Origin of the sequence: Pseudomonas sp. KCJK9000 (assembly GCF_046230725.1) — a bacterium.
Lineage (GTDB): Bacteria > Pseudomonadota > Gammaproteobacteria > Pseudomonadales > Pseudomonadaceae > Aquipseudomonas > Aquipseudomonas promysalinigenes.
Genome location: NZ_JBJJLN010000002.1, coordinates 180,963 through 202,688, shown reverse-complemented (window position 1 = coordinate 202,688; position 21,726 = coordinate 180,963). Strand labels below are relative to the sequence as shown.

Here is a 21,726-nt window from a genome sequence, read left to right as displayed (position 1 = left end):
CCGGCTACCCACAGCTGCGGGAAGGTCGGCCAGTTGGCGTATTTTGGCAGGTTGGCGCGGATTTCCGGGTTCTGCAGGATGTCGACGTAGGCGAACTTCTCGCCGCAACCCATCACAGCCTGCGAGGCACGCGCAGAAAAGCCACACTGGGGGGCATTCGGCGAGCCTTTCATGTAAAGCAGAATGGTGTTGTTGGCAATCTGCTCTTTGATCGTTTCGATGATATCCATGTAGCACCTCGGCTGAACTTTCCGACGCGATCGTCGGCACGGTGACGCATTGTAACGGAAAGCCGAGCGGCATGCTCGGCCTTACCGTGGCTCAGGCCGCCTCTACATCCACCGGCACGCCATTGAGGGCCGCATTACCGGAAACCTGATCGCGCAGGTGCTCATCTGTGAGGTCGTTGGCACTGACACCTGCTTGAGCCTGGGCGACCTGCAGCTGCACGCCCGTTCGCCCATGGCCAAAACCATGGGGCAAGCTGACAACACCGGGCATCATGTCCTCACAAGCCTGAACCTCGACCTCCAGAGAACCGGTACGTGACCGAACCCGCACACGCTGGCCGTCGTGTAGTCGACGTTGCAGCAAGTCCTGCGGATGCATCAGCAATTGATGACGCGGCTTGCCTTTGACCAGCCGATGATAGTTATGCATCCATGAGTTGTTGCTGCGTACGTGCCGACGGCCAATCAACAGCAACTGTGCTGGCGCCCCAGGCGCCTGCCCGGCCAAGCGCTGCAAGTCATCCAGCACCACCTGCGGCGCCGCTTCGACGGTTTTGCTGGCAGTTGCCAGGCGCCCCTCCAAGTTGGCGCGCAACGGGCCAAGATCGAGGCCGTGAGGATGCTCATCCAAGGCCTGCAGCGAAAGATTCCAGACACTGCCTTGACCATAACGCCCTCTGCGAAGCGCCACATCGATCATCTGAGCCGGCGCGATGGTGGGCTTGAGCTCCACGCCGGCACGTTTGGCGAACGCCTGGGCAAGGCCGACGAAAATTTCCCAGTCATGCAAAGCACCATCGGGCTTGGGCAGGATGGCGCGGTTGAAGCGGGTCACATTGCGTACGGCCAGCAAGTTGAAGGTGCTGTCGTAGTGATCGTTTTCCAGCGCCGTTGTCGAAGGCAGGATCAGGTCGGCATGGCGGGTGGTTTCGTTGATGTAGAGGTCGATGCTGAGCATGAACTCCAGCCCTTGCAACGCTCCGTCCAATTGCCTGCCGTTGGGCGTGGACAGCACCGGATTACCAGCAACCGTCACCAATGCCCGCACCTGGCCTTCGCCTGGGACCAGCATCTCCTCGGCCAGGGCCGCTACCGGTAATTCTCCCCCGTACTCGGGCAGGCCCGACACTCGGCTCTGCCAGGCGTTGAAATGACCACCTGAGGTCGTCGAAACAAGATCCACCGCAGGTTCGGTACACAGCGCCCCGCCTTCACGATCCAGGTTGCCGGTAACCAGGTTGATCACCTGCACCAGCCAATGGCAAAGCGTGCCGAAAGTTTGGGTGGAAACACCCATGCGCCCATAGCAGACCGCTTTGCCGGCAGATGCGAAGTCCCGAGCCAAGCGGCGGATCGCGGTGGCCTCGATCCCACAGTGGGCACTCATTGCCTCCGGCGTGAATGGCAAGATCGCTTCACGTACCTGATCCAACCCGCTTACTGGCAAATGCGAACCACGCGTCAGTTGCTCGTCGAACAGCGTGTTGAGCAGACCACAGAGCAAGGCAGCATCGCCGCCAGGCCGAATGAATAGATGCTGGTCTGCAATAGCCGCAGTTTCGCTGCGCCGGGGGTCGACCACCACCAGACGACCGCCGCGGCCACGCAAGGCCTTCAGGCGCTTTTCGACATCCGGTACGGTCATGATGCTGCCGTTGGATGCCAGCGGGTTGCCACCGAGGATCAGCATGAAATCGGTATGGTCGATATCCGGTATGGGCAACAGCAGGCCGTGGCCATACATCAGGTGGCTGGTCAGATGCTGCGGCAACTGGTCGACCGACGTGGCGGAAAACCGATTACGTGTCTTGAGCAGGCCGAGGAAATAGTTACTGTGAGTCATCAGCCCGTAGTTATGCACACTTGGGTTGCCTTGATACACCGCCACTGCGTTGCGCCCGTATGCCTGCTGGATTTCCCACAGCCTGTCGGCGGCCAGGGCGAATGCCTCGTCCCAGCCGATCGGCAGCCACTGGTTGCCCACCCGCCTGTGGGGCTGGCGCAAGCGATCCGGATCATTCTGAATATCCTGAAGCGCTACCGCCTTGGGGCAGATATGCCCGCGACTGAACGGGTCGGCGGCGTCGCCTTTGATCGAACTGATCAGGGCCTGACCTTCGTCTCCCTGGCGGATCTCGATATTCAGCCCGCAGATCGCTTCACACAGGTGACAGGCACGATGATGCAAGGTTGTGGTCATGGCCGCCTCTGCATTGTTGTAGTGAGGAGTCGTCAAACCCTGACTATGCACCGCGGCCCTTGCTCCGACCATCGCACTTCAAGACATGAATCGCACGACATCAGGCGTACGATTCGCGACAGGCATTTGCCAAATTGCCAGCAAGCCGTGTACAAACTGCTGTAGCAAATAAAAAACAGCACAGGCCAAAGGGTTACGACAACCCTTGCAACATCCTTTAGATGGAGCTGCTGTTTCCCCTCTTGGTTTCAGGCGACATTTAATTATAGTATTGCGCCTTTCCCAATTTTGTCCGCCCCGTGCGGCTTACGCCGCAGGTCATCCCCGTTGTTAAAAAAAACTGCACGGTCGACCTGCATACTGTTGCAAATAAGGTAGTCAATCATGAGCGCTAGGCACTTTCTCTCCCTGCTGGATTTCACCACCGACGAATTGCTCGGGGTGATCCGCCGAGGCATCGAGCTGAAGGACCTGCGCAAACGCGGCGTGCTGTTCGAGCCCCTGAAGAATCGTGTTCTAGGCATGATCTTCGAGAAATCCTCGACTCGTACTCGCGTATCCTTCGAGGCCGGCATGATCCAACTGGGTGGCCAGGCGATCTTCCTTTCGCCCCGTGACACTCAATTGGGCCGTGGCGAGCCGATCGGTGACAGCGCCATCGTGCTGTCGAGCATGCTCGATGCCGTGATGATCCGCACCCACGCCCATAGCACCCTGACCGAATTCGCCGCCAAGTCCCGGGTACCTGTGATCAACGCCTTGTCTGATGAGTCTCACCCGTGCCAATTGTTGGCAGATATGCAGACGTTCCTCGAACATCGCGGCTCGATCCAGGGCAAAACCGTGGCGTGGATCGGTGACGGCTTCAATATGTGCAACTCCTACATCGAAGCGGCCAAGCAGTTCGATTTCCAGTTGCGCATCGCCTGCCCCGAAGGTTACGACCCTGACCCGCGCTTCGTGGCCCTGGGCGGTGACCGTGTGCAGGTCGTCCGTGATCCACGGCAAGCTGTGCAAGGTGCGCATCTGGTGACCACGGATGTCTGGACTTCCATGGGTCAGGAGGAGGAAACTGCACGGCGCCTGGCGCATTTCGCGCCTTACCAGGTCACCCGCGCACTGCTCGACCTGGCGGCACCCGACGCCCTGTTCATGCACTGCCTGCCCGCCCACCGTGGCGAGGAAATCAGCCATGATCTGCTAGACGACCCTCGTTCGGTCGCGTGGGATCAGGCTGAAAACCGCTTGCATGCACAAAAGGCCCTTCTCGAATTCCTTGTAGAACCGGCTTACCACCACGCATGAGTCAACCCCTATTGCTCAACCTGCGCAACCTCGCCTGCGGTTACGGCGAGCAGCGCATCGTCCAGAACCTCAATCTGCACCTGAACGCAGGCGACATCGGTTGCCTGCTGGGTTCCTCCGGTTGCGGCAAGACCACCACCCTACGCGCCATCGCCGGCTTCGAGCCGGTGCATGAAGGCGAGATCCAGCTGGCAGGTGAGGTGATTTCCCGTGCAGGCTTCACGCTGGCACCTGAAAAGCGCCGGATCGGCATGGTGTTTCAGGATTACGCACTGTTCCCGCACCTGACCGTCGCGCAGAACATCGCCTTCGGCATCGCCAAGCACCCGAAGCAGGCGCAGGTGATCGACGAGATGCTCGAACTGGTCAAGCTGGGCGGTCTCGGCGGCCGCTACCCCCACGAGCTGTCGGGCGGCCAGCAACAGCGTGTCGCTTTGGCCAGGGCCCTGGCACCCGAACCACAACTGCTGCTGCTCGACGAGCCGTTCTCCAACCTTGACGTCGAGCTACGCCGGCGCCTGAGTCACGAGGTGCGCGATATTCTCAAGAGCCGCGGCACCAGCGCGATACTGGTGACCCATGACCAGGAAGAAGCGTTTGCCGTGAGCGACCACGTGGGCGTATTCAAGGAAGGTCGACTGGAACAGTGGGATACCCCCTACAACCTGTACCACGAACCTCAGACGCCGTTCGTGGCCAGCTTCGTCGGCCAGGGCTACTTCATCCGTGGCCAGATGAGCAGCCATGAAGCGGTCAATACCGAACTGGGCGAGCTGCGTGGCAACCGCGCTTACACAATGGCGCCGGGCAGTTCGGTGGACGTACTGCTGCGCCCGGACGACATCGTTCCTGCACCTGGCAGCGCACTTCAGGCGAACATCGTCGGCAAGAGTTTTCTGGGTGCGTCGACACTGTACCGCTTGCAGTTGCCAACTGGCAGCCAGCTCGAAGCGATCTTTCCAAGCCATATCGACCATCAGGTCGGTGAACAGGTAGGGATCGCGGTCAAGGCGGAGCATCTGGTGTTGTTTGCGGTACCCGGCAGCGTCTCGGCGCAGTTGTCTCGTCAGGAAAATGGCGTACGCCGCTACAGTTCCACGAACTGATACCGGTACGAAGGGCCGCGTTGCGGCCCCGATGCACCTACCCCTTGCCGATTGCAGCGAACGCGCCCTGGGTATGTTGGGCCAGCACAGCCGCTGCCAGTTCGACCTCCAAGCCACGGCGCCCAGCGCTGACGTGAATGGTTGCAAAGTTTTGCGCCGATTCATCAATGAACGTGCGCAGGCGCTTCTTCTGCCCGAGCGGGCTTATGCCACCCACCAGATACCCCGTCGCCCGCTGCGCTGCCGCCGGGTCGGCCATTTCGCATTTCTTGACGCCGGCCGCATGGGCTAGGGCCTTCAGATCGAGGGTTCCGACCACAGGTACCACCGCAACCAACAACTCACCTTTTTCGCTGCTCGCCAGCAAGGTCTTGAACACCTGTTGCGCATCCAGACCGAGCTTCTCTGCTGCCTCAAGGCCATATGACGCCGACTTGGGGTCGTGTTCATAGCTGTGCACGCGGTGTTCGGCGCGAACTTTCTTCAGCAAATCGAGTGCAGGGGTCATGCGGTGCTCCAGTCTGGGACAGGTCGCGGCTACTTTAGGGCAATTCCTACACTCCAGCTAGCTAATGGCTGACGCACCTCTCTAAATCAGGGATCAGCCTTTAAATATGCGATCAAAACGTGACTGACCGTTCACTTTCGACCTTTGACATCAGCGTTTCTTGTCTATATTTTTTCGTTTCTGAATAAAGGGTGCCCTTTTAAGGTGCGCTTATTTACATCTGCCTGAAGTCAATGGGGATAGGCATCAGGCTTTGCTGTCGAGCGCTTAGCGCCTCACAACAAAAACAACGAGGTCACACATGACGACTGCTCTACGCGAACCCACACTGTCCAGCCAATGCCTGGCCGAGTTCCTCGGCACCGCCTTGTTGATCTTTTTCGGTACCGGATGCGTCGCCGCACTCAAGGTCGCCGGCGCCAGCTTCGGGCTGTGGGAAATCAGCATCATCTGGGGCGTCGGTGTCAGCATGGCGATCTATTTCACGGCTGGTATTTCCGGTGCGCACCTGAACCCTGCAGTGAGCATTGCGCTCACGCTGTTCGCCGGCTTCGACAAGCGCAAACTCCCGTTTTACGCCCTTGCACAGGTATGCGGCGCCTTTTGCGGCGCAGCGCTGGTCTATACCCTGTACAGCAACCTGTTCTTCGATTACGAACAAGCCCACAGCATGTTGCGCGGCAGCGCCCAGAGCCTGGAGCTGGCCTCGGTTTTCTCGACCTACCCACACCCAGCACTCTCCACCGGCCAGGCATTTCTGGTCGAAGTGGTTATCACCGCAATCCTCATGGCGGTGATCATGGCTCTGACCGATGACAACAACGGCCTGCCACGGGGGCCGATGGCACCGCTGCTGATCGGGCTGCTGATTGCAGTGATTGGCAGCGCCATGGGCCCTTTGACCGGCTTCGCGATGAACCCAGCCCGGGATTTCGGGCCAAAATTGATGACCTTCCTGGCCGGCTGGGGTGAAATCGCCTTCACTGGCGGCCGGGACATTCCGTACTTCCTGATTCCGGTGTTCGCACCTATCGTCGGGGCTTGCCTGGGTGCCGCGTCCTATCGCGGCCTTATCGCCCGCAACCTGCCAATGGTGCCAAGCCCAAGTGGCGAGACAACCGACAATCGCCAGGGCGATACTCAAGCCAACTGATGCAAACGCCCTGAACTCCTCTTTATGCAAGGCCTACGACCATGACAGACACCCAGGATAAGAACTACATCATCGCCCTGGACCAGGGCACCACCAGCTCGCGAGCCATCATCTTCGACCGCGATGCCAATGTGGTCGGCACCTCGCAGCGCGAATTCGCCCAGCACTATCCACAGGCCGGCTGGGTCGAACATGACCCGATGGAAATCTTCGCAACCCAGAGCGCGACAATGGTCGAAGCCCTGGCACAGGCCGGTATCAGTCATGCCCAGGTCGCCGCGCTGGGTATCACCAATCAACGCGAAACCACCGTGGTGTGGGACAAAGAAACCGGGCGCCCGGTTTACAACGCTATCGTATGGCAATGCCGGCGCAGCACCGAAATCTGCGCCCAGCTCAAACGCGATGGGCATGAGCAATACATCCGCGATGCCACCGGGCTGGTCACCGATCCGTACTTTTCCGGCACCAAGCTGAAGTGGATTCTCGACAACGTCGAAGGGGTGCGTGAACGCGCCGAGCGCGGCGAGCTGCTGTTCGGCACCGTCGATACCTGGCTGATCTGGAAGTTTTCCGGCGGCAAGGTGCATGTCACCGACTACACCAACGCCTCGCGCACCCTGATGTTCAACATCCACACCTTGCAGTGGGATGACAAGCTGCTCGAGATCCTCGGCATTCCCCGTCAGATGCTGCCGCAGGTGCGCCCGTCTTCCGAAGTGTACGGTCATACCAAGAGCGGCATTGCCATTGCCGGTATTGCCGGCGACCAGCAGTCGGCGCTGTTTGGCCAGATGTGCGTAGAGCCCGGCCAGGCCAAGAACACCTATGGCACCGGCTGCTTCCTGCTGATGAATACCGGCGACAAGGCTGTGAAGTCCTCCCACGGCCTGCTCACCACCATCGCCTGCGGCCCACGCGGCGAGGTGGCGTACGCCCTGGAAGGCGCCGTGTTCAACGGTGGCTCCACCGTGCAGTGGCTGCGCGACGAGCTGAAAATCGTCAATGACGCACTGGACACCGAGTACTTCGCCAGTAAGGTCAAGGACAGCAACGGCGTCTATCTGGTACCGGCGTTCACTGGCCTGGGCGCCCCGTATTGGGACCCCTATGCACGCGGTGCGCTGTTTGGGCTCACCCGTGGTGTGAAGGTCGACCACATTATCCGCGCGGCCCTCGAGTCGATCGCCTACCAGACCCGCGATGTGCTCGATGCCATGCAGCAGGATTGCGGTGCACGCTTGTCCGAGCTACGCGTGGATGGTGGCGCTGTGGCCAACAACTTCCTGATGCAGTTCCAGGCCGATATCCTCGGCACCTGCGTGGAGCGCCCGAAAATGCGCGAAACCACCGCACTGGGCGCGGCCTACCTGGCCGGTCTGGCTTGTGGTTTCTGGAGTGGCTTGGATGAATTGCGCGACAAGGCGATCATCGAGCGCGAATTCAGCCCACAGCTGGACGAGGCGCAGAAAGAGAAGCTGTATGCCGGCTGGAGAAAAGCCGTTGATCGCACGCGTGACTGGGAAGATCACGAGGCGTGATGCATCAGGGGCCGCGCTGCGGCCCCGTTGCCTACTGGTCGTAGTCCCCTTCCTACGGCATCATTGCAGAATTTGTCCGGCAGCCCCAAAGGACCGCCCATGAATCTGCCCCCACGCCAACAACAAATCCTCGAACTGGTACGCGATCGCGGGTATGTCAGTATTGAAGAAATGGCGCAGTTGTTCGTCGTCACCCCGCAAACCATCAGGCGCGATATCAATCAGCTGGCCGAGCTGAATCTGCTGCGTCGCTATCACGGCGGTGCCGCTTACGATTCCAGCATCGAGAACACCGCCTATGCCATGCGCGCCGATCAGATGCGCGACGAAAAACAGCGCATCGCCGAGGCCGTGGCCAAGCAGATTCCCGACCATGCTTCGCTGTTCATCAATATTGGTACAACGACCGAATCGATTGCCAGGGCGCTGCTCAACCACAACCACTTGAAGGTCATCACCAATAACCTGCACGTTGCTGCCATTCTCGCCGCCAAGGATGACTTCGAAGTCTTGGTAGCTGGCGGCACGGTACGCCGAGATGGCGGCGTGGTCGGCCAGGCCAGCGTGGATTTCATCAACCAGTTCAAGGTGGATTTTGCCTTGGTCGGTATCAGCGGCATCGATGAAGACGGCAGCCTGCTCGATTTCGATTACCAGGAAGTGCGGGTATCGCAGGCCATCATTGCCAATGCTCGCCAGGTGATTCTGGCTGCCGACTCAAGCAAGTTCGGGCGCAACGCCATGGTACGGTTGGGATCGATCAGTCTGGTCGATTGCCTGGTGACCGACCAGACACCCGCGCCGGGGCTCGCACAACTGCTGAACCAGAACAAGATCCGGCTAGAGGTGGTTTGAAGGCTGGCATGTGCTTGCCTTGGAATCTGCCTGCCGTCAAAGGGATCGGGCGCTGCACGGGTGATGCTCGATCCCAGTGAGGCGATCACTCACTCCGCCCCCGGAATTTTCGTAAATGTTCATTTGCTTGTCATCTGATCAGTTTTTTCTATAGAGACTGACTGGCGACGGTCATCCTTTTGCGCTAGCATTTTCGGAAACGAACATATATGTTCATATTCGATATGAACAGCCTCAGGAGGCCTTGCCGTGTCCCAGCCCGTTTCGTCCCAGCCATCACTTGCCGACTGCTACGACCTCGCCGTGATTGGCGGTGGCATCAATGGTGTGGGCATCGCTGCCGACGCCGCAGGTCGCGGCCTGAAAGTCATGCTGTGCGAAAAGGATGACCTGGCCCAACATACATCGTCGGCCAGTAGCAAACTCATCCATGGTGGCCTGCGCTACCTTGAGCATTACGAATTCCGCCTGGTGCGCGAAGCGCTGGCCGAACGTGAAGTGCTGCTGGCCAAAGCTCCGCATATCGTCAAGCCGATGCGCTTCGTGCTTCCCCATCGCCCTCATCTGCGCCCTGCATGGATGATCCGTGCCGGCCTGTTTCTGTACGACAACTTGGGCAAGCGCAAGCGTCTTGGTGCCTCGCGCAGCCTGCGCTTCGGCCCTGGCTACCCACTGAAGCCGGCGATCACCCGCGGCTTCGAATACGCCGATTGCGCTGTGGATGACGCCCGCCTGGTAGTCCTCAACGCCATGGCCGCCCGCGAACACGGTGCGCACATTCTTACCCATACCCGCTGCCTGCGTGCAGAGCGCGTGAATGGTTTATGGCAGGTGGAGCTGCAGCACGCCGATGGCAGCCTGCAAACCATACGCGCCCGTGCCCTGGTCAATGCGGCCGGCCCGTGGGTTGCCAGCTTCATCAAAGACGACCTTAAGCTCGATGCGCCATATGGCATCCGTTTGATCCAGGGCAGCCATGTCATCGTGCCGCGGCTTTATGAAGGCGAGCATGCCTACATTTTGCAGAACGAGGACCAGCGCATCGTCTTCTGTATCCCCTACCTGGACCGCTTCACCTTGATCGGTACTACCGATCGCGAATACAGCGGTGATCCGGCCAAGGTAGCGATCACCGAGCAAGAGACCGATTACATCCTTAAGGTAGTGAACGCCCATTTCAATCATCAGCTAAGCCGTAGCGACATCCTGCACACCTATTCCGGTGTACGCCCGCTGTGCAACGACGAATCCGATAATCCTTCGGCAGTCACAAGGGACTACACCCTGGCGCTGTCCGCCGGTGACGGCCAGGCGCCTCTGCTTTCGGTGTTCGGCGGCAAGCTGACAACCTATCGCAAGCTCGCCGAGTCGGCCATGGCCGAGCTCAAACCGTTCTTCAGCCAGATGCGCGGCAGCTGGACCGCCACCGCGCCGCTGCCAGGTGGCGAGGGCATGGCCAGCGTGCAGGGGCTGGTGGATGAACTGCAGGCACGCAACGGCTGGGTGCCGGTCGAGATCGCCAAGCGTTGGGCGCAGACCTACGGTAGCCGTGTGTGGCAGTTGCTCGAGGGCGTAAATGGCCCCGACGACCTGGGCCAGGCGATTGGCGCAGGGCTGTTCACGCGGGAGGTCGACTACCTGCGCAGCGAGGAGTGGGCGGTCAGCGCCGACGATATTCTGTGGCGGCGGACCAAGCTTGGTTTGTTCACCAATGAAGACGAACAGCGCGCTCTGGCGGCCTACCTGGCGCAAGGCGCTGCTCGCAGTCACGCAGCTTGAAGCACAATGGGCGACCTCAAGGGTCGCCCATTTCTCAGGCTTCACGCCCGTAGGCATCGCGTGCCAGCTCCAGGTAAAGCGCACGTTCATCGGCGTTGAGCCGGCGCATCAGCTCATCGGCGCGGGTCAAATAAACCTGCTCGCCGGTGGAATCGGCTTCGCTTTCATAGGCCGCCAGCCGCTCATGATAAGGCGCTGCCAGTGCTTCGAAACGCTCAGGGTAACGGTTACGGACATAGCTTTGCCAAAACTCCCGCTCCGCCAGTGAAGCACTGAGCACCTCGATGTTTTCACCCTCGAGGACTTCTGTTCCTGCCCTGAGGATGTCTGCGCCAGTCAGGCCGCTGTAGTCTGCGTAGTGCATGTTCAGGGGTTGCCCTGGCAAGTCGAGCCTGCCGGCCAAATTGATCCGATAAGCCAGGTAAACCTCTACATCGTCTACCAGGGCATAGGGATTTTGCTCCACAAACTGGATATGCCGGGCGGCGATGCGGTCTATTTGATCCAGGCGGTACAACGAGCGGCCTAAACGCAACAACGTCGCTTCATCCTGTGCTCGCCCCTCCCCTGCCCCACTCAGCGCGATTATTCCCCGGATCTCAATCTGACTCAGCAGAAATAGCAGTTGATCCTCACAGCTGCGGGGGCCAGCGGCTTGCCAGAAAATTGCTTCCCGAACATCAGTGTTTTCGGCGCACAACTCGAGTACCCGCCATACTCTTGCCCGGTAGTAACGCGGGTGGCGCCGAAAATCATCTGAGGCCGCAAAGTCAGCCAGGAAACGAAACAGGTCCGTCGATTGTGGCTCTTGCTGCAAGCGCTCCCAGACTTCGGTTCGATGCAGCCGAGCCGATTGGGAGCCCTCTCCTAGCCACTGATTCATACATTTCGAATCGGCATCAGCATGTTGATATGACCCACGCCGTGACGCTGTCGGGGTTTGCTCGCTCAGGCTCTCGAGCAACGATTCGCTCACCGGCTCCAAAGGGTTGTCATGCAGTGCTAGACGATGTAACCGCGCTTGCAGGCTGGCCACATGACCCGTCACCTGGCGAATCTGGTTTTCCCGAAGATCGGTCAGGCCACGCCAGGGTAATTCGCGTGCACTGGGTATTGTTTGAAGCCCTGTCGCTCGGAGTGAAAGCACCCGCACGTGCTGCAGACGGGAAAGATCGGGCACATTCCCCAAGGGATTTGCGCTCAGATCCAGTTCGCGCAGCATTGAGAGCATGGCCAGGCGACTGACCCCAGACGCGTCCAAGGTCAGTCGATTGCCTGCCAGGTTAAGGGTTCTTAACGAGGTCAGGCGCTCGAGCCCGGCAGGCAGGCTGGTGAGCCGATTATCTTGCAGCCTAAGCTCGCGCAAGCCACTGAACCGGCGCAAAAAATCTTCGTCGATGTGCGTAAGGTCCATGTCCCGCAGGGTCAATTGCCTGATGTGTCCAAAATCGATGCCGGCTGGAAGAACAGGTAGGCTGCCTACCCGTTCGCCCTCGATGTGCAGGATGTAATCGTCATCGGAGGCCCCGACAGACTTGCGCCTCCAAGCGCGCCGAATCTGGGTGACGACACGTCGCCGGCGGACCCCGTCGAGAAAACTCACGCGTTGACGCTGCCAAGCCTCAAGCGCCGCGCGCAGGTTGGCCAGATGTTGCTGAAGCTGGCCAAGGTGCTCCCACAGACCGATATGGTGTACCACGAGGCCTTCGAAGTATTCGTCCAACTGGGCCTCGCTCAGCGTAGGAAAGATGCTATGGATACCGCGCCGCAGCGCTTGCCGGCTGCTTTCTGCGCGTCCGCTCAAGGGGTAGCCGATCCGCCCATTGGCTAAGCGCCGCGGTGGCCGCCAGCGACCGCCGATGGGCTGCATACCTAACAATTGAGCAGCCTTGCGCCGATCGCTGGCGGCCTGCACAGCCAGTTTTTCAGCAAGGGTTTCGGCACTCAGCGGCTGGTTGTCGCCGATAAGGCCTTTTTGCGCAGCATCCAGCGTCTGCAGCAGGCACGCCCATAGCCGCTGTTCGCTCGATGGCTCGGGCGCCCCTAGCAGCCGGTAACCTTGAGCGGTCTGAATCACGGTCAGCACCTCAGTGGCTTGAGGATGCCCGCGCGACGCGATGAGCCGGCCCGATACCTCGCCTAAGCGAAGCTCGATACGCCTGGCTGCCGGCCATGGGGCCAACTCGTCGATCATGCCAATAGCCAGGCGCTGGGTGTCGGCATTGACCCCGGATTCATGCTCGAAACCCATAAAGGCACGGTCCAAGCGGCTGTCATGCAGCATCCAACGCGCGTGCTCGGCCATCGCTAAAGGCACCCGGCCACTGTCGAGCAGCGCTTTGAGCTGCGTCCCGCTAGCGTTGGCCAGTACTTCTTCTGCCGAACGTACCGACAGCCCCGGGAACGACCTGAGCAGCATGCCAGCGGCAGGCGACGCTTCACCCTGTTGAGTAGTGAGGTCCCGCTCGAATGCGCTCCCGCGCAGTTGGGGGGATCGCTCGTGAAGTAGCCAGCGATCAAAGGCATCGTTCAGTCGCGCCGGAACTGGCGCCGACTCAAGGTGCAGTTGGCGCAACTGCTCAGGTGTCAGCCCGATGACTCGAAGCAACGCATCGGCCATGGCATCAGGCACAGTGGCGAAGTTTCCGCCAAACTGGCGCAGCAGCGGGCCGTTACCGTCCAGGTAATGAGCCGTTTCAGGCGCATGGGCCAGCCTCATCCGGCCATCGCCCTCATGCACAGGCGTCAACCCATCAACGAACGGAACGCGCGGCAGCAAGCGCCCGATACCCGCCTGAGCTGCGCCCAGCGCAGCGCCAGTCGCCAGGCCCTGCGCAACATTGAAAAGATGCTGCAGTGCCCCCTGACGGTCGCCCAATTGCCAGTCTTCGTAACCTTTGTATACCTCGCTGGCAACCCCCAGTGCGGCCACTGCAAACATCACCTGGCCCAGCACAGGAATGAACAGGGCCGCCAGGTTAAGCATCTCCAGCCCCGCGCCCAACGCAGCCTGGATGCGCTGGTCACGTTCGAGCTGGGTTTCATCGTCCGTGGGTACTGCCAGGACTCTTGCATCGTCGAGTAGCTTGTCGACTTGCAAGGTGCGCAAGTGGACGAACAGTGCTGAATCCACGGCGAAGTTGCGACCGTCGAGCTCAGCGGGCACCTGAGCACTGCTGGCCTCGATCAACGGCAGCAATGTGGAGATGAATCCCGGGCGGTCACGCTCGCTGATGAACCGCCCAAAGAAGGATCGATAGAAGGCTGAACGCAGGCGTTTGGCAAATGCCCTGTACAGCGCCTCCCAGGAGTCGTAGCGTGCCAGAGGTAGGTACGGATCCTGAGGCACCCAAACAATAATCCCATCCAGCGGCCCTTGCGCGCTGTGGCGCATCTCCAGCGTCACCACGCCGCACAGGCGCTTGCCAAGCAGAAATAACTGGCGGGGTGTAGCAAGGCTTTGGACTGCCGGGCCCCGCGGGGCGCCCGCTACCACCGGCAACAGACGCAGATAATCCTCGTCGAGCAACTCGCCTTTGATCCTGGCCATTCGCACAGCGACCTCCATCTGCGTGCGAAGGTTTTCCTCAAGCACTTGCTGCACGGCTTTATGGGCGTAGTCCGAGGGCGCTGGGGGACGGCTTTTGGGAAACAGGTGCTTGCGCAGCACCGCTTGATATTCCCCGCCCAGGTCCAACTTGCGGCAACAGCGCGCGAACGCCTCGAAACTCAGGGGTAATTTGTTACCGTCTAAGTCTCTTAAGTGAGCTTTTCGATTCAATGCCGGATGTGTTTCAGACTCATGAAAGTTGTGCAAAGCAGCCGCCAGTAAGGATTGCCTGGAGCGTATCGTCTGCACAGGCGTGAATAGGCGAGGAGACACACTTGGAAGCTCTACATCCTCCTGCACATGTACGTTGCTGCCACGCACGTCCACCGTTGAAAGGCCCTGTGCGTGCAGCGCTTGCTCCAGTCGAGCAGCGGCGAATACTTCCAGGCTCGGGATGCCCTCAAGCCGGTTTTTCACCGCTTGTGCTGCAGCCTGTTGATTGCGCAGCGCTTGATGAAAGCCCTGGAGCAGGTCTTTATCGACGCCTTTGAGCCACTTGGGCAATTGCTGGCCAATCAATGCGTCGACAGAGTCAGGAGTCATCAGAGAGTCAGGCATGGGTGCGGTTCCTGGGAAAGTGAGTGCGTACTCAACCTGCCTGGGAGCTGCGTCTGGGCCTAATTAATGCTGGCGCAGATGAAGCCGGAACACTTCATACGGATAACCGAACAGCAACAGGCATGTCGTTCGGATTGCCGAACTCGCTATGTTAGGTTCATGCCTTGTTAAAACGGCCAGACGCCGAATATTCAAGGGGTTATGATCGACGCCAGAGCTTGGCACGACTCATGCTCTATACTTGGAGCCGAATGCACACGCTTGATGTTGTATTCGTTGAACGAAAGAGTCCGCCAACGGCTCCATAAAAAAAACAAACACGTCGAGGAAAATTTGATGCGTATCGTTCGTCAATTGCTGGGCGCCGCCATCGCGGCCGCTGTGATCGCTTCGCCGGCCATGGCCGATGAGCTGACCGGCACCCTGAAGAAGATCAAGGATTCGGGCACCATTACCCTGGGCCACCGCGACTCCTCCATCCCGTTTTCCTACCTGGCCGGCAAGCCCGAGCCTGTGGGTTATTCCCATGACATCCAACTGGCCGTCGTCGATGCCCTGAAAAAGCAACTGGGCACGGACATCAAGGTCAAGTACAACCTGGTCACCTCCCAGACCCGCATCCCGCTGGTGCAGAATGGCACCGTCGACCTGGAGTGCGGCTCCACCACCAACAACGTCGAGCGTCAGCAGCAAGTCGGCTTCTCGGTCGGTATCTTCGAGGTCGGTACCCGCCTGTTGACCAAGGTCAAGGACGGTCAGCCTGCTTACAAAGACTTCGCGGACCTGGCCGGCAAGAACGTGGTGACCACCGCGGGTACTACCTCCGAGCGCATTCTCAAAGCGATGAATGCCGACAAGCAAATGAAGATGAACGTGATCTCCGCCAAGGACCACGGTGAAGCCTTCAACATGCTCGAAAGCGGCCGCGCCGTAGCCTTCATGATGGACGACGCCCTGCTCGCCGGTGAAATGGCCAAGGCGCGCAAGCCGTCGGACTGGGTTATCACCGGTACCCCCCAGTCGTATGAAATCTACGGCTGCATGGTGCGCAAAGATGACCCAGCGTTCAAGAAAGCTGTCGATGACGCCATCATTGCCTACTTCAAGTCGGGCGAAGTCAACAAGAGCTACGACAAGTGGTTCCAGCAGCCAATTCCGCCAAAAGGCCTGAACCTGCAGTTCCCGATGAGCGACGAGCTGAAAAAACTGATCGCCGAGCCTACCGATAAAGCTGCGGACGAGAAGAAGTCCTGATCCTCAGCGCGTGGCCTGGTGCGCAAGCACAGGTTTCAACTCTGCAGGCTGCGCAATAGTGACTAACCTTTCATCCGAGGGCGCCCACCGCCCTCGGATGCTCGAAGGTGCCCGTGAAACAATCGTCTGAGGGGAAATCCCGATGAATTACAACTGGGACTGGGGCGTGTTCTTCAAGTCCACCGGCGTGGGCAGCGAAATCTATCTGGACTGGTACATCACCGGCCTAGGCTGGACCATCGCCATCGCCATCTCCGCCTGGATCATCGCATTGCTGCTTGGCTCGGTACTGGGCGTGATGCGCACCGTGCCCAACCGCCTGGTCTCGGGTATTGCCACCGCTTATGTGGAACTGTTCCGCAATGTGCCGCTGCTGGTGCAGCTGTTCATCTGGTACTTCCTGGTACCGGACCTGCTACCGGAAGGCCTGCAGGAGTGGTTCAAGCAAGACCTCAACCCGACCACCTCGGCACTGATCAGTGTGGTCATCTGCCTTGGCTTGTTCACCGCCGCTCGAGTTTGCGAGCAGGTGCGCACCGGCATTCAGGCCCTGCCCCGTGGCCAGGAATCCGCAGCCCGCGCCATGGGCTTCAGCCTGCCACAGATCTACACCAATGTGCTGCTGCCACAGGCGTTCCGGATCATCATCCCGCCGCTCACCTCCGAATTCCTGAACGTGTTCAAGAACTCTTCGGTAGCCTCGCTGATCGGCCTGATGGAGCTGCTGGCGCAGACCAAGCAGACCGCCGAATTTTCGGCCAACCTGTTCGAGGCCTTCACCCTGGCCACCCTTATCTACTTCACCCTGAACATGGGCTTGATGCTGCTGATGCGCCTGGTCGAGAAGAAAGTTGCCGTGCCTGGCCTGATCTCCGTGGGGGGCAAGTAAATGGAAATGGACTTCAGCGAAATCATCCCGGCCCTGCCTGCTTTGTGGGATGGCATGGTCATGACGCTACAACTGATGGTCATGGGCGTCATTGGCGGCATCGTGCTGGGCACCATCCTGGCGCTGATGCGCCTGTCATCGAGCAAGCTGCTGTCACGCCTGGCAGGCGCCTACGTCAACTACTTCCGCTCGATCCCACTGCTGCTGGTCATTACCTGGTTCTATCTGGCGGTGCCGTTCGTACTGCGCTGGATCACCGGGCAGGACACCCCGGTAGGTGCCTTCACGTCTTGCGTGGTGGCGTTCATGATGTTCGAGGCCGCTTACTTCTGCGAAATCGTCCGTGCTGGCGTGCAGTCGATCTCCAAGGGGCAGATGGGTGCCGCCCAGGCCCTGGGCATGACCTACGGCCAGACCATGCGCCTGATCATCCTGCCCCAGGCCTTTCGCAAGATGACCCCCCTGCTGTTGCAGCAGAGCATCATCCTGTTCCAGGACACCTCTTTGGTCTACACCGTGGGCCTGGTGGACTTCCTCAACTCGGCACGCTCCAACGGCGACATCATCGGGCGCTCCCATGAGTTCCTGATCTTCGCTGGGGTCGTGTACTTCGTCATCAGCTTCTCCGCTTCGTGGCTGGTCAAGCGCCTGCAAAAAAGGATCACCGTATGATTTCCATCAAGAACGTCAACAAGTGGTACGGCGACTTCCAGGTGCTGACCGACTGCAGCACCGAGGTCAAGAAAGGTGAAGTCGTGGTTGTTTGCGGCCCATCGGGCTCGGGCAAGTCGACCCTCATCAAGTGCGTGAACGCCCTGGAACCGTTCCAGAAGGGTGACATCGTGGTCGACGGCACCTCGATCGCCGACTCCAAGACCAACCTGCCCAAGCTGCGCTCGCGGGTCGGCATGGTGTTTCAGCACTTCGAGCTGTTCCCGCATCTGACCATCACCGAAAACCTGACCATCGCCCAGCGCAAGGTGCTCGGCCGCAGTGAAGCAGAAGCGACCAAGAAGGGCCTGGCGCTGCTCGAGCGCGTAGGCCTCAGTGCCCATGCCAAGAAACACCCCGGCCAGTTGTCCGGTGGCCAGCAGCAGCGTGTGGCGATCGCCCGTGCACTGTCGATGGACCCAATCGTCATGCTGTTCGACGAACCGACCTCGGCGCTGGACCCAGAGATGGTCAACGAAGTGCTGGATGTGATGGTGGAACTGGCTAACGAAGGCATGACCATGATGTGCGTGACCCACGAAATGGGCTTCGCTCGCAAGGTGGCCAACCGGGTGATCTTCATGGATAAGGGGCACATCATCGAGGACTGCCAGAAGGAAGACTTCTTCGGCAACCCAACCGCCCGCCACGAACGTACTCAGCACTTCCTCAGCAAGATCCTGCAACACTGATTCGGCAACGACAGCACCGCTGCCCGGGCGCGTCCGGCAGCGGATGCTGGCCGTGACAGGGCCACTGTGATGAAATGCGACCCCTCGCTTCTTTCGCCTGCCAAGCCCGCCGTGAAATCCCGCCTGATTCGCCAACTGCTGCTGCCCCCCCTGATCATTCTGCTGATGGTCGGCCTGGGCATGGCCGGTTTCATGATCAGCGAGAGCAACGGCATACGCACCCTCATCGATAACGGCGAGCGCGCCCTGGAACTGCACGCGCGCACGGTCGAGAGCGAAATCAGCAAATACACGTACCTGCCAAGCTTGCTAGAGCTCGAAGACAGCGTCTCGCAACTGCTCACCGACCCCGATGGCGCCAACCGGCAGACCGTCAACGAATACCTCGAGGGCCTCAACCGGCGCAGCCGCAGCCGGGTGATCTTCGTACTCGATACCACCGGCCGGGTCCAGGCCAGCAGCAACTGGCGCGATGCCGACTCGTTCCTGGGTGAAGACTTGTCGTTCCGGGCCTATTTCCAGAATGCGGTGCGCGGCGAGCCAGGCCGCTTCTACGGTATCGGCAGCACCACAGGCGAGGCTGGCTATTACCTGGCCCATGGCCTTGAGGAGCACGGCAAGATCATTGGCGTAGCCGTGATCAAAGTACGCCTGGATACCCTGGAAGAGCGTTGGCAACGCGCGCGCCTGGAGGCCTTCGTCAGCGACGAGAATGGCATCATCATTCTTTCCAGTGACCCGGCGCGGCGCTTGAAGTCGGTGCGCCCGCTCTCCCCTCAGACCAAAGAGCGGCTGGCGCGCAGCCTGCAATACTACTGGTGGCCATTGAACGAGCTGCAGCCCCTGGCGCGCGAAACCCTGGCCGATGGCGTGGAGAAACTGACCTTCCCGGCCAATGCTGAAACCGCCCAAGGCAAACCCCATGAGGTGAGCTACCTGGCCCAGACTCGCCGCCTGGCTGATACGCCCTGGCAGTTCACCCTGCTCACGCCATTGCAGGATCTGCGCCGCGAATCCATGGTGCAAGGGGTGCTGGTCGGCGTCGCCTTTGCCCTGCTGACCATTCTTGCTATCGCTTGGAACGAACGGCGCAAGGTGATTGCCACGCGCCTGGCGGCGCGCGAAGCTCTGCAGGAAGCCAACAGCCAGCTGGAACGACGGATTACCGAACGCACCGCTGACCTGCGCGCCAGCAACGAGCGGCTCAAGGGCCAGATCCGCGAACGCCGGCATGCCGAACAGACCCTGCGCCATGCCCAGGATGAGCTGGTGCAAGCCGGCAAGCTGGCCGCCATCGGGCAAATGTCCACCAGCATCGCCCATGAGCTGAACCAACCATTAGCAGCCCTACGTACGTTGTCCGGCAACACGGTGCGTTTTCTCGAACGCGGGGCGCTGGATACCGCCAGCACCAATCTGCGCACCATGAACGAGCTTATCGACCGCATGGGCCGCATCACCGCCAGCCTGCGCTCGTTCGCCCGGCGCGGCGACGACAGCGGCCAGGCATCGTTGGCCAAGGCCGTAGAAGCATCCCTGCAAGTGCTGCACAACCGTATTGCCGGGTGCCAGTTGCAGCTGCACAGCCATTTCGAAGACCATCAACTGGCTATCGATCAGACGCGCCTGGAACAGATCCTGGTCAACCTGATCGGCAACGCTCTCGATGCCATGGCCAGCCAGCCCCAGCCAGAGCTTTGGCTCGAAGGGGAGCTTTTCGGCGAAAAATACCGCCTTCGCGTGCGGGATAATGGCCACGGTATCGATGCCGAAACCCGCAAGCACCTGTTCGAACCTTTCTTCACCACCAAACCGGGCGAGCATGGCCTGGGCCTGGGGTTGACCCTGTCGGCGAGCCTTGCCGCCGCCGCCAAGGGCAGCCTCAACGTCGAGCATCCCGCCACGGGCGGCACCGCTTTCGTCCTCGCCCTCCCCCTGGCCACACCCCCTAGCGAAACGGCAGAACAACCATGAACCCAGCGCCCCTTACCGTTCTGATCGTCGAAGACGACCCGCATGTGCTGCTCGGCTGCCAGCAGGCATTGGCCCTGGAGGACATCGCCTGTGAGGGTGTCGGCAGTGCCGAACAGGCCTTGGAGCGCATCGGCGATGATTTTGCCGGCATCGTCGTCAGCGATATCCGCCTGCCCGGCATCGATGGCCTTGAACTGCTCAACCGCCTCAAGGCCCGCGATCGCAGCCTGCCGGTCGTGCTGATTACCGGGCACGGGGACATCGACATGGCGGTGGGCGCCATGCGCAATGGTGCTTACGACTTCATGGAAAAGCCCTTCTCGCCCGAGCGCCTGGTCGATGTGGTGCGTCGGGCGCTGGAGCAGCGCGGGCTGTCCCGCGAAGTGGTGGCGCTGCGTCGACAGCTGGCCGAGCAGAGTAGCCTGGATGGCCGCATCATCGGTCGCTCGCCAGCCATGGAGCAGCTGCGCGAACTGATCGCCAATGTCGCCGATACCTCGGCCAATGTGTTGATCGAGGGCGAAACGGGCACCGGCAAGGAATTGGTCGCCCGTTGCCTGCATGATTTCAGCCGACGCCAAGGCAAGCCATTCGTGGCACTCAATTGCGGTGGCCTGCCAGAAAACCTGTTCGAGAGCGAGATCTTCGGCCACGAGGCCAACGCATTCACTGGCGCCGGCAAGCGCCGCATCGGCAAGATCGAACACGCCAATGGCGGCACGTTGTTCCTGGACGAAGTGGAAAGCATGCCGATCAACCTGCAGATCAAGTTGTTGCGCGTGCTGCAGGAGCGCACCTTGGAGCGCCTGGGTTCGAACCAGAGCATCGCGGTGGATTGCCGGGTCATTGCAGCCACCAAGTCCGACCTCGACGCGCTGGGTCAGGCCGGTCAGTTCCGCAGCGACCTGTATTACCGCCTGAACGTGGTCACCCTGGAGCTGCCGCCGCTACGCGAGCGCCGGGAGGACATTCTGCAACTGTTCGAACACTTCCTGCTGCAATCGGCGCTGCGCTTCGACCGCGAGGCACCGGCGCTGGACAGCCAGACCCTGTCGCGCCTGATGGCCCACGACTGGCCCGGTAATGTACGCGAACTGCGCAATGTGGCAGAGCGCTATGCCTTGGGCTTGCCCGCTTTCAAGAAGGGGCCCGCTGGGGGGGCCAGCCAGGGGCTTGGGTTTGCAGAGGCGGTCGAAGCGTTCGAGCGCAACCTGCTCAGCGATGCCTTGCAGCGCACCGGGGGCAACCTCAGCCAGGCCAGCCAGGAGCTGGGGATGGCCAAGACGACCTTGTTCGACAAGGTCAAGAAGTACGGGCTTGGATGATGCGCCAGCGTCGCCTGATTCGCCGGTTGCCCCGCG

16 protein-coding genes are annotated in these 21,726 nt (G+C 60.4%); 12 read left to right on the top strand and 4 right to left on the bottom strand.

The features are described from left to right. The coding region (locus ACK59H_RS02150; protein ID WP_409264219.1) for a glutaredoxin family protein at window positions 1-230 on the bottom strand (230 nt) is incomplete at its 3' end. 91 nt (window positions 231-321) lie between these two features. Next, window positions 322-2,430 carry a molybdopterin oxidoreductase family protein gene (locus tag ACK59H_RS02145; RefSeq protein ID WP_409264218.1) on the bottom strand — a complete coding sequence of 703 codons (2,109 nt, stop codon included), beginning with the start codon at window positions 2,428-2,430 and terminating at the stop codon, window positions 322-324. Window positions 2,431-2,814: 384 nt separating this feature from the next. Here ACK59H_RS02145 and argF point away from each other — a divergent pair, with 384 nt between their 5' ends. After that, entirely contained in the window at window positions 2,815-3,735 is a 921-nt protein-coding gene (argF, locus tag ACK59H_RS02140; RefSeq protein WP_060477846.1) for an ornithine carbamoyltransferase, read from the top strand. Continuing rightward, window positions 3,732-4,841, top strand: a complete 1,110-nt coding sequence (locus ACK59H_RS02135; protein WP_060477847.1) for an ABC transporter ATP-binding protein — start codon at window positions 3,732-3,734, stop codon at window positions 4,839-4,841. Before argF ends, ACK59H_RS02135 begins: the two co-directional genes overlap by 4 nt. 37 nt (window positions 4,842-4,878) lie before the next feature. Here ACK59H_RS02135 and ybaK read toward each other — a convergent pair whose 3' ends face one another. Next, the gene (ybaK, locus tag ACK59H_RS02130) at window positions 4,879-5,349 is read right to left on the bottom strand and encodes a Cys-tRNA(Pro) deacylase (RefSeq protein WP_060477848.1); all 471 of its coding nucleotides are present in this window, start codon (window positions 5,347-5,349) and stop codon (window positions 4,879-4,881) included. 301 nt (window positions 5,350-5,650) lie between these two features. Between ybaK and ACK59H_RS02125 the strand changes: the two genes are divergently transcribed. The 4 genes from ACK59H_RS02125 (at window position 5,651) to glpD (ending at window position 10,677) form a co-directional block, all read left to right on the top strand. After that, window positions 5,651-6,502 carry an MIP/aquaporin family protein gene (locus tag ACK59H_RS02125; protein WP_186477588.1) on the top strand — a complete coding sequence of 284 codons (852 nt, stop codon included), beginning with the start codon at window positions 5,651-5,653 and terminating at the stop codon, window positions 6,500-6,502. Window positions 6,503-6,543: 41 nt separating this feature from the next. Further along, window positions 6,544-8,043, top strand: coding sequence for a glycerol kinase GlpK (gene glpK / locus ACK59H_RS02120; protein ID WP_397467507.1), 1,500 nt, complete (start codon window positions 6,544-6,546; stop codon window positions 8,041-8,043). 99 nt (window positions 8,044-8,142) lie between these two features. After that, complete coding sequence (gene glpR / locus ACK59H_RS02115) at window positions 8,143-8,898, top strand: DNA-binding transcriptional repressor GlpR (RefSeq protein WP_060477851.1); 756 nt, start codon at window positions 8,143-8,145, stop codon at window positions 8,896-8,898. A 249-nt stretch (window positions 8,899-9,147) separates the two neighbouring features. Next, on the top strand, window positions 9,148-10,677 hold the full coding sequence (gene glpD / locus ACK59H_RS02110) for a glycerol-3-phosphate dehydrogenase (RefSeq protein ID WP_186477587.1): 1,530 nt from the start codon (window positions 9,148-9,150) through the stop codon (window positions 10,675-10,677). A 34-nt stretch (window positions 10,678-10,711) separates the two neighbouring features. Here glpD and ACK59H_RS02105 read toward each other — a convergent pair whose 3' ends face one another. Beyond that, window positions 10,712-14,845, bottom strand: coding sequence for an NEL-type E3 ubiquitin ligase domain-containing protein (locus tag ACK59H_RS02105; RefSeq protein WP_409264217.1), 4,134 nt, complete (start codon window positions 14,843-14,845; stop codon window positions 10,712-10,714). 336 nt (window positions 14,846-15,181) lie between these two features. Here ACK59H_RS02105 and ACK59H_RS02100 point away from each other — a divergent pair, with 336 nt between their 5' ends. The 6 genes from ACK59H_RS02100 to ACK59H_RS02075 all read left to right on the top strand — a co-directional run bounded on the left by ACK59H_RS02100 (window position 15,182) and on the right by ACK59H_RS02075 (window position 21,690). Next, window positions 15,182-16,099: a glutamate/aspartate ABC transporter substrate-binding protein gene (locus ACK59H_RS02100; RefSeq protein ID WP_060477854.1), complete on the top strand. Its 918-nt coding sequence runs from the start codon at window positions 15,182-15,184 to the stop codon at window positions 16,097-16,099. A gap of 142 nt (window positions 16,100-16,241) precedes the next feature. Next, window positions 16,242-16,988: an amino acid ABC transporter permease gene (locus tag ACK59H_RS02095; RefSeq protein WP_409264216.1), complete on the top strand. Its 747-nt coding sequence runs from the start codon at window positions 16,242-16,244 to the stop codon at window positions 16,986-16,988. Continuing rightward, entirely contained in the window at window positions 16,989-17,660 is a 672-nt protein-coding gene (locus ACK59H_RS02090; RefSeq protein ID WP_060477856.1) for an amino acid ABC transporter permease, read from the top strand. Further along, window positions 17,657-18,391 (top strand): amino acid ABC transporter ATP-binding protein, encoded by a 735-nt coding sequence (locus ACK59H_RS02085; RefSeq protein ID WP_060477857.1) that lies wholly within the window; start codon window positions 17,657-17,659, stop codon window positions 18,389-18,391. Before ACK59H_RS02090 ends, ACK59H_RS02085 begins: the two co-directional genes overlap by 4 nt. Before the next feature lie 69 nt (window positions 18,392-18,460). Then, window positions 18,461-20,365, top strand: coding sequence for an ATP-binding protein (locus ACK59H_RS02080; protein ID WP_060477858.1), 1,905 nt, complete (start codon window positions 18,461-18,463; stop codon window positions 20,363-20,365). Then, window positions 20,362-21,690: a sigma-54-dependent transcriptional regulator gene (locus tag ACK59H_RS02075; protein WP_409264215.1), complete on the top strand. Its 1,329-nt coding sequence runs from the start codon at window positions 20,362-20,364 to the stop codon at window positions 21,688-21,690. Before ACK59H_RS02080 ends, ACK59H_RS02075 begins: the two co-directional genes overlap by 4 nt. Window positions 21,691-21,726 lie beyond the last annotated feature (36 nt).